We start from the raw sequence: 16,780 nt of genomic DNA, 5'->3' as shown, positions 1-16,780 counted from the left end.
GCGCCCGTATTGGCCATCTCGCGGGAAAACAAGGCGAACTTCTTGTTAACCATACCGTTCAACGGACCGGCTACCTTGCTTGGGCTAATGCGCATCATTGGACCAATTCTATTTGCAGGACCGTCACGGATGAGCGCACTGAAAAAATTCGCACGTCGACTTCGTCGAAATACAAGCGGAAACACAGCTTTGATCGTGGGTTTGGGCATGCCAGCCTTAATCGGCGGCGCTGGCTTCGCTGTCGACACAGCACAGTGGTATCTGTGGCAGCGCGAACTTCAATATGCCGCTGACCAGGCGGCAATGGCCGGTGCTTGGGCGCGCGGGAATGGAGACACCGGCACAGTCTACCAGACGCGTGCTGGACAGGAATTTGCGGTCAACCTGCAAGTAACAGAGGGCAACACGCCTACGCACACGGCGTCATTGGCAGACTATCTTTCCGGAACTCAGAACAGCGTGGTTGTCACTGCGAGCGTAACGGGCAACCTGCCATTCTCGAACTTTGTGATGGGTCGTGCTGCTACAGTTAGCGTGCGCTCTCAGGCGATCTGGGAGAGCGAAGCGGCATACAACCCCTGCATCCTGGCTGTTAAGCCAAGTGGCAGCCGCGGCGTTTGGTTCAACGGTGGTCCAAACGTCAATGCTCCATGCGGCATCGGTGCGGTTTCTGATGGTAACGGAGCCGTAGCGATTAGCGGTAACTCCGGAACCTATGATGTTGGCTTCGTCATCACAGCTGGGTCCGTCACAGATACGCATGACGGCTTCGCAAATGCGACAGTTGTAGAAAACTCTGAAGGGGTATTCGATCCCTTCGAAGAACTTACTCCGCCTGACAATCCTGCGCCGCGCACGCTAAGCTGTGGCGCAAGCTCAGACCCCTGGACGGCTGATGAAACACAGGTCGAAGCAGTTACCTACAACTACTACCAGGGCCGAAACGCTCGACAGGCCGAGAACGGCGGAACGATCACGTACACGGGAACAAATGGCTCCTTGCCGACAACTTCTGCGCCCTTGACGTTCGACGACCAGACCTTCTCGACTTCACCCACAACTCGCTCGCAGGTTGTCACTGGATCGCTTGTCGCAATTGAGGGTCGCGGCCCTGACACGATCTGGGAACAGCCGGTTACGACTACGACTTTCACCTATTCTGACATTTCTTTCAGCGCGCCTGGAGGCACACAACTGCCTGGCACGTACTCAGACTTCCAACTGAGCTGCGACACCACTCTCGCTGGCGGTATCTACGTAATTGATGGCGGCCGATTGCAAGTCAATGCGTCATATTCTCTGACCGGCAACGGTGTGATGTTCGTGCTGAAGAATGGCGCGGACATCCAGATCAATGGTGGTGCCTCAATCGATCTTTCCGCGATGACCGCGCTCGAACTCATTGCTGCTGGCGTATCGGCAGCGGATGCGGCCGAGCTTGAGAACATGCTGGTGTTTGAACATCGCGATTCTCAATCGAATAACCGCAATCTGATCAATGGTAACGCTTCGACGCGTCTTGATGGTGTAATTTACACGCCCAACAGCCCCGTTGACCTCTTGGGAACGATGGCTGGTACGAGCGGCACTGGTCGCTGCCTTATGATCGCGGCGAACGAAATCCAGATTGGCGGCACGGCCGATCTGACCACCTTCTGTGATCCGTCAACGCCCAATCCGGTTTACTCGGTTAACGGCGGTACGCGTGTGAGGTTGGTCGGATGATGCAACGTCTGTCACACCTTCGTGCGTCACTTCGTGACGAGAGCGGCACAGCCGTCATCGAAACCGCATTCATCGTCCCCATCCTGGCAGTTCTGGCCTTGGGCGGCTTTGAAGCTTCGATGATCATTGCTCGTAACGCTGAGTTGCAGACTGCGGCTGCGGAAGCGGCCGCAATCACCCTCGCCCGGGCACCGGACGATGCAACAGAGCGTGCGACGCTTGAGGATGTGATTGAAGCATCAACCGGGCTCGGCGATGCGAATGTCTCGCTTAGCCAGCTTTATCGCTGTGACACAGACACGACTATGCAAACCGTAGATACGGCTTGTTCAGGAACGGCGGTAATCTCGGAATATATCGAGATCCGTATGACCGACACCTACACCCCTGTATGGACTGACTTCGGGTTCGGATCGCCGATCAATTATGACATTCGCCGCAGGGTACAAATCTCATGAAGATGCCATTTTTCAAACGCCTTGAGCGCAACGAAGAAGCTGCAACCATCATCGAATTTGCGATTTTGGCACCGGCCTTTCTGGCCTTACTGCTCGGCGTATTTCAGATTGCAATCAACATGCAGGCGATGAATGCCATGCGTAGCGTTGCCTCGGAGACGGCGCGCTATGCAGTCGTTGAGTATCAAAAGAAGAACGAGATTACCAATGACGATATCCGCACTGAGGCGGAACGCATTGGTGAGAGCCTGCCCTATGCCCTTGATCGCAACTTCTCAGCCTCTGTAAGTGAACCTTTCACTCAGCGAGTGGATGGTGCTTTCGAGAAAACGCTGACTATCCGCTATACGCCGCCAGCGGTTCTCCCGTTCTTCGATTGGACTTCGCAGCGCTTGAACTTCCAGCGCCCGATTTTCCTGATCGACGAATAGGACTGGTTGGGAACCATATACACGAAGGGCCGCTCCGGGTGATCCGCAGCGGCCCTCTTCGTTTCTGAGTCACATCAGTCCGCGTAGCAAACTTTCTTGACCGCAGAGACAATCCGCGGTGTGTCGATCAGCGCGAGCTTCTCGAGATTTGCTGCATAGGGTAGCGGCACGTCTTCATTGCAAACACGAAGAACCGGCGCATCCAAGTGGTCAAAACCCTCTTCCATGCAGATTGAAATCACTTCTGACGCAATCGAACACGTCGGCCAACCCTCTTCAGCGATCACCAGACGATTGGTCTTTGCAAGACTGTCGAGGATCGCCTGCTTGTCGAGCGGACGCAGCGTGCGCAGGTCGATGACTTCAGCATCGATGCCTTCGCTTGCGAGCTGTTCAGCAGCCTCCAGCGCGAACCCTACCCCGATGGAATAACTCACGATGGTAACGTCCGAGCCTTCGCGCATGATCCGCGCCTTGCCGATCGGCAGGACATAGTCATCCATGTCCGGAACATCGAAACTGCGACCATAGACCAGCTCATTCTCGAGGAAGACAACAGGGTCTTCTGTGCGAATGGCCGCTTTCATGAGGCCTTTTGCGTCCGCGCTGTCATAGGGTGCGATGACAATCAGGCCAGGAACCGAGGCATACCACGGCCCATAGTTCTGGCTGTGCTGCGCGCCTACGCGGCTTGCGGCGCCATTGGGCCCGCGGAACACGACTGGGCAGCGCATCTGCCCGCCGGACATATAGTTCGTCTTTGCTGCCGAGTTGATGATGTGGTCAATCGCCTGCATCGCGAAGTTGAACGTCATGAATTCGACGATCGGACGAAGGCCGCCCATCGCAGCGCCCGTGCCAATACCCGCGAAACCGTACTCGGTAATTGGAGTATCAATCACACGCTTGGGACCAAATTCGTCGAGCAGGCCCTGAGTGACTTTGTAAGCCCCTTGATACTCTGCAACTTCCTCGCCCATGACGAAGACGCGCTCATCGCGGCGCATTTCCTCGGCCATGCCATCACGCAAGGCTTCGCGGACTGAGACACTGGTGAAGCTGGTGCCCTCGGGGACCGACGGATCGGATGGACGCTCTGCAGGCCCCTTCGGAGGCGCAATCGCTGGCTCAGGCGAAGGTTCTGGAGAGGGCGAAGCTTCAACTGGTGCTGGTGTCGCGCTTTCGCTGCTGGGCGCAGACACATCTCCTGCATCCTCCCCTTCTTCAGCGAGCATTGCGATCACAGTCCCGACAGCCACATTCTCTGTGCCTTCAGCCACCATGATCTTCGCGAGCGTACCTTCATCGACCGCTTCAAATTCCATCGTCGCTTTATCGGTCTCGATCTCTGCAATGATGTCACCTGCAGTGATTTCATCACCTTCGGACTTAAGCCATTTGGCGAGAGTGCCCTCTTCCATGGTTGGAGACAGCGCGGGCATCTTGAGTTCAATAGCCATCGCTCAATACTCCTCCACCAGAACATCGGTGTAGAGTTCAGCTGGATCCGGCTCAGGCGATGTTTCAGCAAAGTCAGCCGCCTCGGCAACGGTCTTGCGGATGGCCTTATCAATGGCTTTCAGCTCTTCTTCAGTCTTGCCTTTCTCAAGCAGAACCTTCTTCAAGCCTTCAATCGGATCGCGCGTATCGCGCATGCCCTGCACTTCATCGCGCGAACGATACTTGGCAGGGTCGGACATAGAGTGTCCGCGATAGCGGTAGGTATTGCATTCCATCAGCACGGGTCCGCGACCTGCGCGCACATGCTCGAATGCAATTTCAGCCGCGCCGCGCACTTCCAGTACGTCCATGCCGTTCACATCCATGCCGGGAATGCGGAACGCGGTGCCGCGGCGGTAGAATTCGGTTTCGGCCGACGACCGGCTGACGGCCGTACCCATCGCATATTGGTTGTTCTCTACAACAAACACGATTGGCAGGTTCCACAAGGCTGCCATGTTGAATGTCTCATAGACCTGTCCCTGGTTCGCCGCGCCATCACCGAAATACGCTAGGCACAGCCCACCATCCTCGTTGTATTTGTGAGCGAGCGCCAAACCGCCGCCCAAAGCAACCTGCGCGCCAACAATGCCGTGGCCGCCATAAAACTTATGCTCGGTGCTGAACATGTGCATCGAGCCGCCCTTCCCCTCGGAAATACCGGCTTGACGCCCGGTCAGCTCGGCCATGATGACATTGGGATCGATCCCGTAAGCAAGCATGTGCCCGTGGTCGCGATAACCGGTGATCACGCTGTCTTTATCATTGTCGAGCGCACTCTGTAGGCCGATCGCAACCGCTTCTTGACCGATATACAAGTGGCAGAAGCCGCCGATCAGGCCCAGGCCGTATAGCTGACCCGCTTTCTCTTCGAAGCGCCGGATGAGCAGCATTTGCTCATAGAAGTGCAGCATCTCGTCGTCGCTCGCATCATAGCGCTTGTTCTTCTCATGCGCTTCCTGCAGCGAACGCAGCACGAAATCCGTGTTGTCTGCTTTCGCCTTTGGCTCTGCGGATTTGCGGGTTTTTGCTTGTTTGGCCAAGCTTCTGTCCTCGTTATTTTCTGCCCCTGGGGATGGTTAGCCTATAGGCGCAAGGCCGCACGAGACGCAACGTAAAGCGAGCGCCTTGCATACGAAATCTTGCATTGAGTTTTGAAGCAGCCGCAGTGCGGAAAGATCAGTCCTGATCGAGCGTGATTACCACTTCGTCAGGGTGAACCATATTCATGTCGCGCCGCAATAGCTCGCCCACCAAATCAGGGTCTGCCGCATTGGGGTCTAGCAGATCGACACGGTTCTTAAGCTCGTCACGCTTTTCTTGAAGATGCGCGATATGGGCTTGGTGCTGATCAAGCTTCGATGCGTTCTCGCTCCACGCGAGCAAGCCGGTTGGTCCAGCAATTGCAAATCCCGTAAGCAGCAGCAAGCCAGCCAAAGCCAGTCCTTGCCTTACCTGCTCTTTCGGCGGTTTGCGCATCATTCCCCCAAGCGTCAATTTCCCCACAGAATCATAGTTAACGCTGAGATTCAAGCGAATTGTCATAGAAGCCGCGAGAACTTGCTCGAATTGCGATGAACGGTTGCTCGGAACACGCAGTAATGCCTATCGTTGAGCTGCTGAGAGACCAATCAGGAGGGACATTCAATCATGATGGAAACCATCGACAGCCAGCTCAGCCAGATGTGGTACGGCTTTGCCGAAAGCATACCCAGCATGATGATCGCGTTTCTGATCATATTGATCACCGGGATTGTTGCCGGATTAGCCGTCAAGATCGTTGACCGGATGAGCGGCAAGACAGAACTCCGCCCTTCCCTGCGCAATCTACTTGAGACTCTGGTTAAACTTGGCATATGGCTGCTGGGATTGTTCATCGCGGCCATTGTCGTATTTCCTGACCTCACACCGGGCAGCTTGCTCGCAGGCCTCGGTGTCGGCGCGCTTGCCATTGGCTTCGCGTTTCAAGACATCTTCGAGAATTTCCTCGCTGGCGTACTTATCATGCTGCGCGAGAAAATGCGGATCGGCGACGTAATCGAATGCGAAGGGATTGATGGCGCGGTTGAACACATAACTCTACGGGAGACGCATCTTCGCCGCGCTTCAGGCGAGCTCACGGTCGTGCCCAACGCATTTCTGTTCAAGAATCCGGTTGAGATCATCACCGATGCGAAACAGCGTCGTCACCAGCTTGTGATCGGCGTGTCTTACGATACCGACCTAGAGAAAGCAGCCGACGTAATCTTCAAGGCCGTCGAGAGCATTGAAGCTGTAAACAAGGACGAGGATATCGATGTCTTCGCGACCGAATTCAATTCCAGTTCGGTCGACTTCCTCGTGCGGTGGTGGGCCGGCTCTAGCGCAGGCGCAGCGGCCACATCGAAAGACCAGATCATGCGCGCAATCAAGCGCGGCCTTGATGATGCAGGTATCGAGATACCGTTCCCTTACATCACGCACACCTTCAAGGAGCCTGTGCCGCTCGACAAATAGACCCGTGGTAAAACGCACGGGTGGCAATTCAGTTTTTCCATGATACCTATCTCCGTCAAAGGAGAGGTTTCATGGAAATCCTGAGCTACGATCCCGCACGTTTTGCAGACATTCCCGACTACCCCTTCGAGGAGAGCTGGCTCGAGATTGAGCTTGGTGATGGGCGCAAGGGACGCATGCACTATGTCGATGAAGGGGCGAAAGACGCGCCGGTCGTTCTACTCTTTCACGGAGAGCCAAGCTGGAGCTTCCTTTACCGCAAGATGATCCCGGTGCTGGTGGATGCAGGTTTCCGCTGCCTCGCACCAGACCTCATCGGTTTCGGCAAAAGCGACAAGCCAAGCGATCAGAGCTTCTACACATATGCGCGCCATGTCGATTGGTTGCAGCAATGGCGCAACGCCGTTTGTCCGCAGGATGCCGCGCTGTTCTGTCAGGACTGGGGCGGCTTGCTCGGGCTACGCATGGTCGGTCTGGAGCCGGACAGGTTCGCTTGCGTTGTGGCGAGCAATACCTTCCTGCCAACAGGCGGCACGCCCTCCCCGGCTTTCCTTGCCTGGCGCGAGTTTGCGAAGAGCTCGCCAGAATTTCAGATCGGTGAACTGCTTCAGCGCGCGACAGCAACAGAGCGCAGCGACGCGGAAGTCGCGGCCTATGATGCGCCGTTCCCGGACGAACCGAGCAAGGCTGGCGCACGGGCTTTCCCGCAGCTTGTACCGGTTGAAGACGGCATGGCCGGCATCGAGGAGAACAAGGCCGCCTGGGAAGGCCTTGCGGCGTTTTCGAAGCCTTTCCTTACGCTATTCGGCGAAGATGACCCTGTGACGGGCGGGCTCGCACAGCCGCTGATTGACCGAATTGCAGGCGCTAACGACCAGCCTCATGGTATGCTGTCTGTATGCGGCCACTTCTGTCAGGAAGACCGGCCGCAAGAACTCGCTCAAGCGGTTATCGATACAGCGAAAAGAGCGGGTTTTCTGACCTAAGCAACACAGTCATTTGTCTGACCTGAAACACCTGACCCGCGCGCAGGAATATGCGCTTGCGATCACCACCGCGGTTGTGATCGCGAATGCCTATTACCTTCACCCGATTATCGGAGAAGTCGCGCGCGATTTTGGGGTCAGTCAGGCAAGCATCGGCATAGTCCCAGCGCTCAACCAGATCGGCCTGGCATTAGGTATCTTGCTGCTATTGCCGCTCGGCGATCGCTATTCCAATCGCAGTCTCAGCATAGTCTTTGTAACACTGCAGACACTAGCCATGCTGGCCATGACGCTGTCCTACAGTTTTTGGCCGTTCACCATCGCGTCAACACTGCTCGGCTTCTTCACGATCACGCCCTACATCCTGCCTGCCTTTGCCTCGAAGCGGGTGGCGCCTGAGCGGCTAGGCGAAGTGACGGCTTTGCTTACTGCAGGGACCGTGTTCGGCATTCTTGTGGCGCGAGTGGGCGCGGGAGTGGTGGCGGAATATTTCGGTTGGCATGCAGTCTACTGGATTGCGACCAGTGCGATGGCGATCATGGCGTTAATGTTGCCCCGCATTATGCGGAGCGAAGGCACAGTCGAGAAACAGGCCACCGGGAGTTATCCCGCACTGGTTCTCTCAGTGTTTTCGATCGCAAAACAGCATCGCGATGTACTGCTCTCTGCGATGATTCAAGCGCTCAACTTCGGCGCGTTTATTGCGACGTGGCTAGCCTTGGCGCTGTACCTGACAAGCCCTGAAATGGGATACGGCGTCGACACCGTTGGCTATCTCGCTGGCGTTTCAGCCATCAGCGTGCTGACTACGCCCAGGCTTGGGCGATGGGCAGACAAGGTAGGACCAAAGCGCGCAAGGCTCATGTTTGCCTTGATCCAGGCAGTGGGCGTTGCGCTCTTCTACCCGCTATCGGGCAGCGCATGGCTGTTACTCGTTCCGCTGACATTGGTTGCTGCAGTCGGCCCAAGCATTGATGTGACCGGACGCATGACCTTTCTGGCGCTTAGCCCGGAAATCCGTACGCGCCTGACCGCAGCCTATGTCGTCATCATGTTTATCGGTGGTGGCATCGGGAGCTTCCTTGGCACTGCTGTTTATGATGCAGCAGGGTGGCAAGGAACATGCATGCTGCTGGGGGCGATGATGGCGGCGGTCATCGTGTTGTGCGTTATCGCACGAAGCGTCTCGCAGCCGCGTGCATCTCAATAGCGTAAAAAAGTGGTGACCCCGGCGTGATTCGAACACGCGGCCCCCAGATTAGGAATCTGGTGCTCTATCCGGCTGAGCTACGGGGCCCCGTCCGCGCTGATAGAGCTGCCCTTACCCGCTTACAACTCAATTCAATTCATCAGGCGGCGTATAGGGCGCGAGTAGCGGTGCGACCGGCACGCCTTCTTCCAACAATTCCTTCGCTTCCTTGAGCGTAGCCTTGCCATGGATCGCTTCCAGATCCTTCTCGCCATAATGCATCGCGCGCGCTTCATCAGCGAGACTGTCACCAACATAGCGGCTTTCCTTCAATGCCTTTGCCTGCGCGTCCGCGAGCGCTTGCATCGCTTTCTGGACAGCGGGTGGAATTTCACCGCCGGTCATAGGGTTGGCTGCAGAAGCAGATGACGGGGCGCTCGTTTCGCTATCAACCTCAATCGGAGCAGGTGCGCGATCCTGATTGCCTTTTGCCGGAACAGCCGGTGCCATTGGTGCTTTGTTCACATCCGCCGTGCCGCAATGCGGGCAAGCCACCAAGCCACGCGCTCGCTGATCCTCATAGTCAGAGGACGAGCCAAACCAGCCTTCAAAGCGATGCCCCGCGGCACAAGAGAGATCAAAAACAATCATCTGAGGAAGTCGTTACCAGAGAGGCCTTAACTAGGGATGTCGCGCTTATTCGCAAGGCTGGGCAATTGCGAGCGAACCTCTTCAATCCGCGCCATATCCAAATCCACGAAGGCCAGACCGGGTTCCTCGCCGCCCATATCAAGCAGCACTTCACCCCAGGGGTCCACCACAAGCGAATGGCCGTAAGTTTCGCGACCATCCTCGTGTTTGCCCACTTGCGCAGCGGCGATGACGAAGGCGCTTGCCTCTATCGCCCGTGCGCGCAGCATGACATGCCAATGCGCTTTACCGGTCGGGACGGTGAATGCGGCCGGAATGGATATCGCATTGCACTTCCTGCGGCCTAGCGCCTCGAAGAGGGCCGGGAACCGCATGTCGTAGCAGGTCGTGAGGCCGAGCCGTCCGACTGGTGTTTCATCGATTGTCACGACCTCGGTACCCGGCTCGTAAGCGCTGCTCTCGCGCCAGCTTTCGCCGGTAGAAAGCTCCACATCAAACATGTGGATCTTGTCGTAGTGCGAAGTAAGTTCGCCGGAAGGTGAGAACAACCACTGGCGATTGGCATAGCGCCCGCTCTCCAGCGCCACAGGAATTCCGGCGGTCATCCACATTGCTTTAGACTTCGCAGCTTTTCGCAGCCTGTCTGGGAAAGGAGTAACGGACTGCGGCACTATGTGAGGCGCCGCCCGCTTGCGGTCGCGATCCAGCAGCAGGCTCATCTCTGGCGTGAAGAGCATTTCCGCCCCGCCCGCTCGCGCATCACAAACCGCGCGAAAAATCGTCTCGAAGTTTGCTTCAGGATCAACACCCGAAGTCATCTGCAAGACAGCTATGCGCGTCATTCAGCCCGCTAACAGTGTGTCGAGCTTGCCTTCGCGTTCCAGCGCCGCCAGGTCATCCGAGCCGCCAACATGCGTTTCGCCAATGAAAATCTGCGGCACTGTGCGAGCTTGCGGTGCGCGCTCCAGCATCTCGGCCTTTTTGGGTCCACCAATAGTGATGTCAAATTCTTCGTACTCTGCGCCTTTCTGGTCAAGCAAGTGCTTTGCTCGCACGCAGAACGGGCATCCGAACTTGGTGTAAATGTCGATCTTGGGTTGAGCCATAAATTCCTCGAGATTTCGCATTCTATGTAGCATGCAAGAGGCCCTTGAAAAGGGGCTGCCCCCTACCCACTTCAATCACACGCCAAGGTTCGCCAAATCCGGGAGCTAAGGCGCTGACGATGCGACGCTGAATGGTCAGGCGCATCACATGTCAAATTGCTCAAACAAGAGGATTTGTTAGATATGTCACGTTTCGATTTTACACCCTACCGCCGCAATACCGTCGGCTTTGACCACCTGTTCGACATTCTCGAACGTCAGGTGCGCAATAATAACGGTGACAATTACCCACCCTTCAACATCGAGCGTCGCGGCGAAGACGATTACCGCATCACTTTGGCGGTTGCAGGCTTCCGTCCCGCAGACCTCGATATTACTGCTCAACAGAACCTGCTGACAGTTCAAGGTAAGAAGCGCGATGAAGACGGCGTCGTCGGCGACATGCTGCATGTCGGGATCGCCAATCGCGGTTTTGAACGCCGGTTCGAGCTAGCTGACTATGTTCGTGTTGAGAACGCTGACTTGGCAGACGGTCTTCTGACGATCGATCTGGTTCGTGAAGTCCCGGAAGCGATGAAGCCAAAGAAGATTGCTGTAAATGGCGGAACCACGCTGAAAGCGGTCCCAACTTCGTCTGACGAGGACGGCAAGGACGGCGAAGCAGACGCCGCCTGACGCACCACCAAATTGTTGAAGTAAAGTGGGGGCGGTCGTTACAGGGCCGCCCCCGCGACTTATGCCGCCTTGGTCAGAAATGACCGTCCGGGTCGCAGAAGACGGACAATCCCGAGCCAAGCTCTGTTGCTGGCATACCCCCCAGCAGAATCTTGTTAGTTTGCTCAAGCACAAAGACGACCCTGAGCTGCGCACCGTCACGAAAGAAGAGCGCTGCCATGCGGTTAGTGCGCGAATTGCAACCTATGCAAGTTATTTCCGAGTGAATTGTAGATTCGCGTCATAAGCTTCGCGAACACTGACAAAACAATATAGGACTGCGCACAAATCAGGCACCCAGGGAAACCATTGTTACTCAGGCAGCTTTAAACCAAGCGTGACTGCTCCAGCGCCGCTTCAATGAAGCCAGCAAACAATGGATGAGGATCAAACGGCTTGGACTTCAGCTCCGGGTGGAACTGTACGCCGACGAACCATGGGTGATCGGGCCGCTCAACGATTTCCGGCAACAGGCCATCAGGAGACATGCCGGAAAACACGAGACCCTGCTTCTCCAGCGGCTCGATATAGGCGCTGTTGACCTCGTAGCGGTGGCGATGTCGCTCTGAAATCATCGAAGCACCATCATAGATCTGCGAGACATGGCTATTGCCTGCTAGCTTCGCATCATATGCGCCAAGCCGCATGGTTCCGCCCAAATCCCCACCCGCTTCACGGGTTTCCAAACCTTCAGCTGTCATCCACTCTTCGATGATGCCGACAACCGGTTCGCTCGTTTCGCCGAATTCGGTGGAGGAAGCTGCGTCAAAGCCCGCGGTACGTGCGCCTTCAATACATGCCATCTGCATGCCAAGGCAGATGCCGAAGAATGGCACCTTTCTCTCGCGCGCGAAGCGGACGCTGGCGATCTTGCCTTCGCTGCCTCGCTCGCCAAAACCGCCGGGCACGAGAATGCCATGAAGGGGCTCTAGCGCGCTCGCGATATCACCTTCATCCTGCTCGAATATCTCCGCGTCAATCCAGCGGATGTTGACCTTGACTCGGTTGGCCATCCCACCATGGACGAGCGCTTCATTCAATGACTTATAGGCATCCTGCAGGCCGACATATTTACCGACAACACCGATTGTGACTTCGCCTTCAGGGTTCTCATAGCGATCAAGCACGTCGTTCCAGCGCGCCAAGTCCGGCTCCGGCGCATCGGTGATGCCAAATCCGCGCAGGACTTCAGTATCGAGCCCTTCCTTATGATACTGGACCGGTACGGCGTAGATCGACGAGGCATCAAGCGCCGGGATTACGGCTTGCTTGCGCACATTGCAGAAGTTCGCGATCTTTTGACGCTCTCCGTCCGGCAATGGATGCTCGGCACGACACAGCAGCACATCAGGCTTGATCCCGAGCGAAGCCAGCTCGCGCACCGAGTGCTGTGTCGGCTTTGTCTTCAGCTCACCCGCCGCCGCGATATACGGTACAAGCGTCACGTGCACGCTCAGCGTCTGGTTTGGTTCAAGCTCGTTACGAAGCTGGCGAATGGCCTCCATAAAAGGAAGGCTTTCAATGTCGCCGACGGTTCCGCCAATCTCGCACAGGATGAAATCGTGGTCGCCTTGATCTGCAAGCGCGAATTCCTTGATCGCGTCTGTCACATGCGGAATGACCTGCACTGTCGCGCCCAGATAGTCCCCTCGGCGCTCTTTCGCGATGATGTCGCGGTAGACGCGGCCCGAAGTAATATTGTCGCTCTGACGCGCTGAGACGCCTGTAAATCGCTCATAATGGCCGAGATCAAGATCCGTCTCTGCTCCATCGTCCGTCACATAGACTTCGCCATGCTGATACGGGCTCATCGTGCCCGGATCGACGTTCAAATAGGGATCGAATTTTCGAATGCGGACCTTATAGCCGCGCGCTTGCAGCAAAGCACCTAGGCTTGCTGCCATGAGACCTTTTCCGAGCGAGGAGACCACGCCGCCGGTGATAAAAATGTACCGCGCCATGGGAGTCGGGCCTTAAGCGCTTAATTGGATTCGTGGCAAGCGAATTGCGCCGCGATTGCGCAGCCATCCACAAGGAAAACTGTGAATTGCGACTTATTCTGTTGCGCCGGCGAGCGGATCTTCGTCAGGTTGCGCTGGCTGAGCGGGTGCTGCGAGCGGATCGGCGCCCGGGCTCGCCAGGGGATCAGCAGGTGCTGCCGGAGTGACATTGCGGTCCAGTGTTGAAGTGATCTCGTCCGTGCCAGTCGAATCAACAGCAACAGCAGCCAGCGCAATCGACAAGGCGACAAATACAATCGCAAGCCACTTTGTTGAGCGGGTCAAAAAGTCAGCTGCACCGCGCGCACCCATAACGCCGCCCGGGCTGCCGCCAATGCCAAGGCCGCCACCTTCAGAGCGCTGCATCAGGATAACGCCGACAAGTGCGGCGGCTACAACCGCCTGAACAACTGTCAAAAAGAGAAAAAGCGACATGGAAACTGGCCTGTAATAGCTTGGTTATGGGATCGGGGAGCGATGTAAGCGCCCCACGCGCCCATCACAAGGGTAAAGCGGTCGAGCGTGAAGCTCAGTCCGAGGTTTCAGCCGCCGCCAAAGCGATGCCCATAAAGCTGTCTGCTGAAAGGCTCGCCCCGCCGACCAGTGCGCCATCGACATTCTCAAGCGCCATCAGTTCGCGGGCATTCTCCGGTTTCACCGAACCACCATAGAGAATGCGGATCGCCGGGCCTGCTTCCTCTCCGTAGATCTCGCACAGCATGCTACGGATTGTTGCGTGCATTGCGAGGACATCGTCCGGTGAGGCTGTGTTGCCAGTGCCAATCGCCCAGATCGGTTCGTATGCGACAGTCAATTGCTCTGCTGCATTCTCAAGCTCAGGCAATGACGCGCGGAGCTGCTTCATTACAAAAGCCTCTGCCTTGCCTTTGTCCCGCGTTTCAGCCGATTCGCCGCAACAGATGATGAGATTGAGGCCCGCTTCCAAAGCCGCTTCGGCTTTCGCCCGGACATCAGCATCTTGCTCTGCGTGGTTCTCCCGCCGCTCGCTATGCCCGAGGATAACGAACTTCGCGCCCGCATCCGCAACCATGCTGGCAGACACATCACCTGTATGGGCGCCGGCGTCCGCTTTGTGACAGTCCTGTGCACCCACAGCGATCTGTTCCACCTCGCGATGTACCGCGTGGATCAGCGTGAAAGGAGGTGCAACTGCAACCTCAACCTTCATATGCCGCTGCGCAGCACGGTCGATTGCGCGCGCTTCCGAAAGCATCGCGCGCGTCCCGTGCATCTTCCAGTTACCAACGATATAGGGCCGTTCGGCCATAGAGAAATATCCTGCATTTCAACGATCCTGTTCAGCAGGACCGGGGATCTTGTTGAGCCGACATAGCGGCTAGGGACAGGTCCGCTAGACGGGTTTGCCAGTCCAGTCAAAAGAGTTCCTCGCACAAAATCACCGGCAGGCTGTTGCAGCTAGGTCTCAGGGTGGATAAAGCCCAAATCGCTCGGGGGTAGAGCGGCGCTTAAGCCTCGCGAAAGCCTCAAACGACAAAGCAATACATTCGTCTTTCTGCTGACCCATTAAAACTCGGACAACCGCCAGACATGCTCACATTTTTCCGCAATTTCTTCAAAACGAAGATCGGCCTTGGGCTGACGCTCGCGTTTCTCGTGCTGATCGGGTTTGCTTTTGCAAGCAGCGACGTTGCCGGCACAGCGACCTTTGGCGGCGTTGCGGGCGGAGACCGTGTCGCAGTTGTCGGCGAAGAGCGCATTGGCACAGCTGATCTATCCTCGGCGGCCGGACGCGCTGTTGATCAAATTAGGCAGCAAGATCCAACAATCACCATGCCTGCCTTCATCGCACAAGGCGGTCTCGATGAAGTCGTTACACAGCTGATCGATCGTGCAGCTATCAGCGAATATGCAAAGCTGATGGGCATTCGCGCAGGCGACAATCTCGTGAATAGCGAGATTATGAGCATTCCAGCATTCCGCGGTGCGGACGGCAATTTCAGCCAGGAAGCGTATAACAATGTCCTCGCCGGCCAACGCTTGACTGATGCCGAAGTGCGCGAGGATCTCGTCACCAGCCTGTTGGCTCAGCAAATCCTGACACCGATTGATAGCGGCGCGGTGATGCCTGACAAATTGGCGCACCGATATGCGTCGCTCTTACGCGAGCGTCGCACGGGCTCGCTCGTGCTTGTGCCAAGCGCGGTGTTTGCGCCAACTGAAGACCCGACAGACGCGCAGCTGGAAGAATTCTACCAGGAGAACCGTGACCGCTATATCCGGCCGGAGCGCCGCGTTTTGCGCTATGCCACATTCGGTGCGGACAGCGTAGATCAGCGGATCGAGCCTTCCGCGGAGGAGGTAGCAGCTCGTTATGAACGCGACGCAGCGCAGTATGCTGCACAGGAAACGCGCAGCTTGGCTCAGTTTATTGTTCCAACAGAACAGGCCGCGAATGCCATTCGCCAGCGCGTCAATTCCGGCACTTCTTTTGAAGCGGCAGCGCGCGAGGCAGGGTTCTCCATCTCCCGCGTTGATGCCGTCAGTCGTGCAGACCTAGCTGCATCGACCAATGCAGCTGTGGCAGAAGCAGCTTTCACCGCACCACGTGGTCAGGTTGCTGCGCCAGCCCGTGCGGCTTTGGGTTGGTACGTCACGCGCGTGACGGCTGTGCAGACCATCCCGGCCAGGAACCTCGCGCAGGCGACACCGGAAATCCGCGAACAGTTGCGTACGGAGAAGCGCGCTGCTGCCATTGCTGACCTTTCTGCCGAGATCGAGCAACGTCTGGATGACGGCGAAGCGCTTTCGCAAGTGGCAGAAGGGCTTGGCTTGGAACTGCGCAGCTCGCCTCCGCTTACAGCTGACGGTCAGGTTTATGGTGCGGAACGCCCGCAGCCTCTGCCTCCGATCCTGCGGCCTGCAATCGACACCGCATTCCAGATGGATGAAGAAGAGCCGCAGCTTGCTGAAGTTGTTGTTGGTCAGGCCTATCTGATTTTCGAAGTGACCGACATCACACCATCTGCCGCCGCACCGCTTGTTGAAATCAAGGAGCAAGTGACGATCACCTGGCGTCTTTCGGAAGGAATGGATCAGGCACGAGCAGCCTCCGACCGCATACTGGAGCGTTTGCGCTCAGGCGAAGCAGGATCCCTGCAAGCCGCAGTTCAAGCGGAAGAAAAGCGCCTGCCCGGAGCCGAGCAAGTCAATCTCGGCCGTGAAGAGATTACGGCTCAGCAAGGGCGCGTGCCCCCTGCCCTAGCTCTGCTGTTCTCCATGGCCGAAGGCACGAGCAAAAAACTTGAGGCTGGCAATGATCTGGGTTGGTTTATCGTTGATCTCGATGACATCTCCACCGATCCGATCGCTGACGATGATCCGATCCTTGCGGCAACACGCATGCAATTGCAGAACGCACTGAGCGACGAGCAAAGCCAGCAGTTGGTGCGCGCAATGCGCAACGAGCTGGGTGTCGAGCAGAACGACACCGCGATTGAAGCCGTGCGCAAGCAGCTCACCGGCGAAAGCTGACGGAGTAGAGC

The 16,780-nt window shown here is 56.8% G+C and carries 17 protein-coding genes and 1 tRNA gene; 8 read left to right on the top strand and 10 right to left on the bottom strand.

What is annotated here, in order from left to right:
• The first annotated feature begins 87 nt into the window (after positions 1-87).
• Genes HUO12_RS03690 through HUO12_RS03680 form a run of 3 tightly spaced genes read left to right on the top strand, consistent with a single transcriptional unit; the run spans position 88 to position 2,614 of the window.
• The gene (locus tag HUO12_RS03690; protein ID WP_332310425.1) at positions 88-1,725 is read left to right on the top strand and encodes a TadE/TadG family type IV pilus assembly protein; all 1,638 of its coding nucleotides are present in this window, start codon (positions 88-90) and stop codon (positions 1,723-1,725) included.
• On the top strand, positions 1,722-2,183 hold the full coding sequence (locus HUO12_RS03685) for a TadE/TadG family type IV pilus assembly protein (RefSeq protein WP_176272316.1): 462 nt from the start codon (positions 1,722-1,724) through the stop codon (positions 2,181-2,183). The genes HUO12_RS03690 and HUO12_RS03685 overlap by 4 nt, the downstream gene beginning before the upstream one ends.
• Positions 2,180-2,614 carry a TadE/TadG family type IV pilus assembly protein gene (locus HUO12_RS03680; protein ID WP_176272315.1) on the top strand — a complete coding sequence of 145 codons (435 nt, stop codon included), beginning with the start codon at positions 2,180-2,182 and terminating at the stop codon, positions 2,612-2,614. Before HUO12_RS03685 ends, HUO12_RS03680 begins: the two co-directional genes overlap by 4 nt.
• Before the next feature lie 74 nt (positions 2,615-2,688).
• Here HUO12_RS03680 and HUO12_RS03675 read toward each other — a convergent pair whose 3' ends face one another.
• The 3 genes from HUO12_RS03675 to HUO12_RS03665 all read right to left on the bottom strand — a co-directional run bounded on the left by HUO12_RS03675 (position 2,689) and on the right by HUO12_RS03665 (position 5,596).
• A complete protein-coding gene (locus HUO12_RS03675; protein WP_176272314.1) occupies positions 2,689-4,074 on the bottom strand; it encodes a pyruvate dehydrogenase complex E1 component subunit beta in 1,386 nt (461 codons plus the stop codon).
• Between the two features lie 3 nt (positions 4,075-4,077).
• Positions 4,078-5,157: a pyruvate dehydrogenase (acetyl-transferring) E1 component subunit alpha gene (pdhA, locus tag HUO12_RS03670; RefSeq protein WP_176272313.1), complete on the bottom strand. Its 1,080-nt coding sequence runs from the start codon at positions 5,155-5,157 to the stop codon at positions 4,078-4,080.
• Positions 5,158-5,293: 136 nt separating this feature from the next.
• Entirely contained in the window at positions 5,294-5,596 is a 303-nt protein-coding gene (locus HUO12_RS03665; protein WP_332310364.1) for an FtsB family cell division protein, read from the bottom strand.
• A gap of 168 nt (positions 5,597-5,764) precedes the next feature.
• Between HUO12_RS03665 and HUO12_RS03660 the strand changes: the two genes are divergently transcribed.
• The 3 genes from HUO12_RS03660 to HUO12_RS03650 all read left to right on the top strand — a co-directional run bounded on the left by HUO12_RS03660 (position 5,765) and on the right by HUO12_RS03650 (position 8,806).
• Positions 5,765-6,610 (top strand): mechanosensitive ion channel family protein, encoded by an 846-nt coding sequence (locus tag HUO12_RS03660; RefSeq protein WP_176272312.1) that lies wholly within the window; start codon positions 5,765-5,767, stop codon positions 6,608-6,610.
• Between the two features lie 71 nt (positions 6,611-6,681).
• Positions 6,682-7,596, top strand: a complete 915-nt coding sequence (locus tag HUO12_RS03655; protein ID WP_176272311.1) for a haloalkane dehalogenase — start codon at positions 6,682-6,684, stop codon at positions 7,594-7,596.
• 13 nt (positions 7,597-7,609) lie between these two features.
• Positions 7,610-8,806 (top strand): MFS transporter, encoded by a 1,197-nt coding sequence (locus HUO12_RS03650; RefSeq protein WP_176272310.1) that lies wholly within the window; start codon positions 7,610-7,612, stop codon positions 8,804-8,806.
• Positions 8,807-8,816: 10 nt separating this feature from the next.
• Here HUO12_RS03650 and HUO12_RS03645 read toward each other — a convergent pair.
• From HUO12_RS03645 to grxC, 4 genes are all read right to left on the bottom strand, one after another.
• Positions 8,817-8,893, bottom strand: a tRNA-Arg gene (locus HUO12_RS03645).
• A gap of 39 nt (positions 8,894-8,932) precedes the next feature.
• Complete coding sequence (locus HUO12_RS03640) at positions 8,933-9,436, bottom strand: DUF1178 family protein (protein WP_176272309.1); 504 nt, start codon at positions 9,434-9,436, stop codon at positions 8,933-8,935.
• A gap of 26 nt (positions 9,437-9,462) precedes the next feature.
• Positions 9,463-10,278 (bottom strand): carbon-nitrogen hydrolase family protein, encoded by an 816-nt coding sequence (locus HUO12_RS03635; RefSeq protein WP_176272308.1) that lies wholly within the window; start codon positions 10,276-10,278, stop codon positions 9,463-9,465.
• Positions 10,279-10,542, bottom strand: coding sequence for a glutaredoxin 3 (grxC, locus tag HUO12_RS03630; protein WP_176272307.1), 264 nt, complete (start codon positions 10,540-10,542; stop codon positions 10,279-10,281). It lies immediately after the preceding gene.
• A gap of 183 nt (positions 10,543-10,725) precedes the next feature.
• Here grxC and HUO12_RS03625 point away from each other — a divergent pair, with 183 nt between their 5' ends.
• Positions 10,726-11,217 carry an Hsp20 family protein gene (locus HUO12_RS03625; protein WP_176272306.1) on the top strand — a complete coding sequence of 164 codons (492 nt, stop codon included), beginning with the start codon at positions 10,726-10,728 and terminating at the stop codon, positions 11,215-11,217.
• 365 nt (positions 11,218-11,582) lie between these two features.
• On the opposite strand, the gene HUO12_RS03620 is transcribed toward HUO12_RS03625, so the two are convergent.
• The 3 genes from HUO12_RS03620 to tpiA form a co-directional block, all read right to left on the bottom strand.
• Positions 11,583-13,217, bottom strand: a complete 1,635-nt coding sequence (locus tag HUO12_RS03620) for a CTP synthase (protein ID WP_176272305.1) — start codon at positions 13,215-13,217, stop codon at positions 11,583-11,585.
• A 93-nt stretch (positions 13,218-13,310) separates the two neighbouring features.
• Positions 13,311-13,691, bottom strand: a complete 381-nt coding sequence (secG, locus tag HUO12_RS03615; RefSeq protein ID WP_176272304.1) for a preprotein translocase subunit SecG — start codon at positions 13,689-13,691, stop codon at positions 13,311-13,313.
• 94 nt (positions 13,692-13,785) lie between these two features.
• Entirely contained in the window at positions 13,786-14,544 is a 759-nt protein-coding gene (tpiA, locus tag HUO12_RS03610; RefSeq protein WP_176272303.1) for a triose-phosphate isomerase, read from the bottom strand.
• Positions 14,545-14,825: 281 nt separating this feature from the next.
• Here tpiA and HUO12_RS03605 point away from each other — a divergent pair, with 281 nt between their 5' ends.
• The gene (locus HUO12_RS03605) at positions 14,826-16,769 is read left to right on the top strand and encodes a peptidylprolyl isomerase (RefSeq protein WP_176272302.1); all 1,944 of its coding nucleotides are present in this window, start codon (positions 14,826-14,828) and stop codon (positions 16,767-16,769) included.
• Positions 16,770-16,780 lie beyond the last annotated feature (11 nt).

The organism is Altererythrobacter lutimaris, from assembly GCF_013371495.1.
Classification (GTDB): domain Bacteria; phylum Pseudomonadota; class Alphaproteobacteria; order Sphingomonadales; family Sphingomonadaceae; genus Erythrobacter; species Erythrobacter lutimaris_A.
The sequence above is the reverse complement of the archived record's forward strand: the minus strand, read 5'-3'. Positions and strand labels throughout refer to the sequence as shown.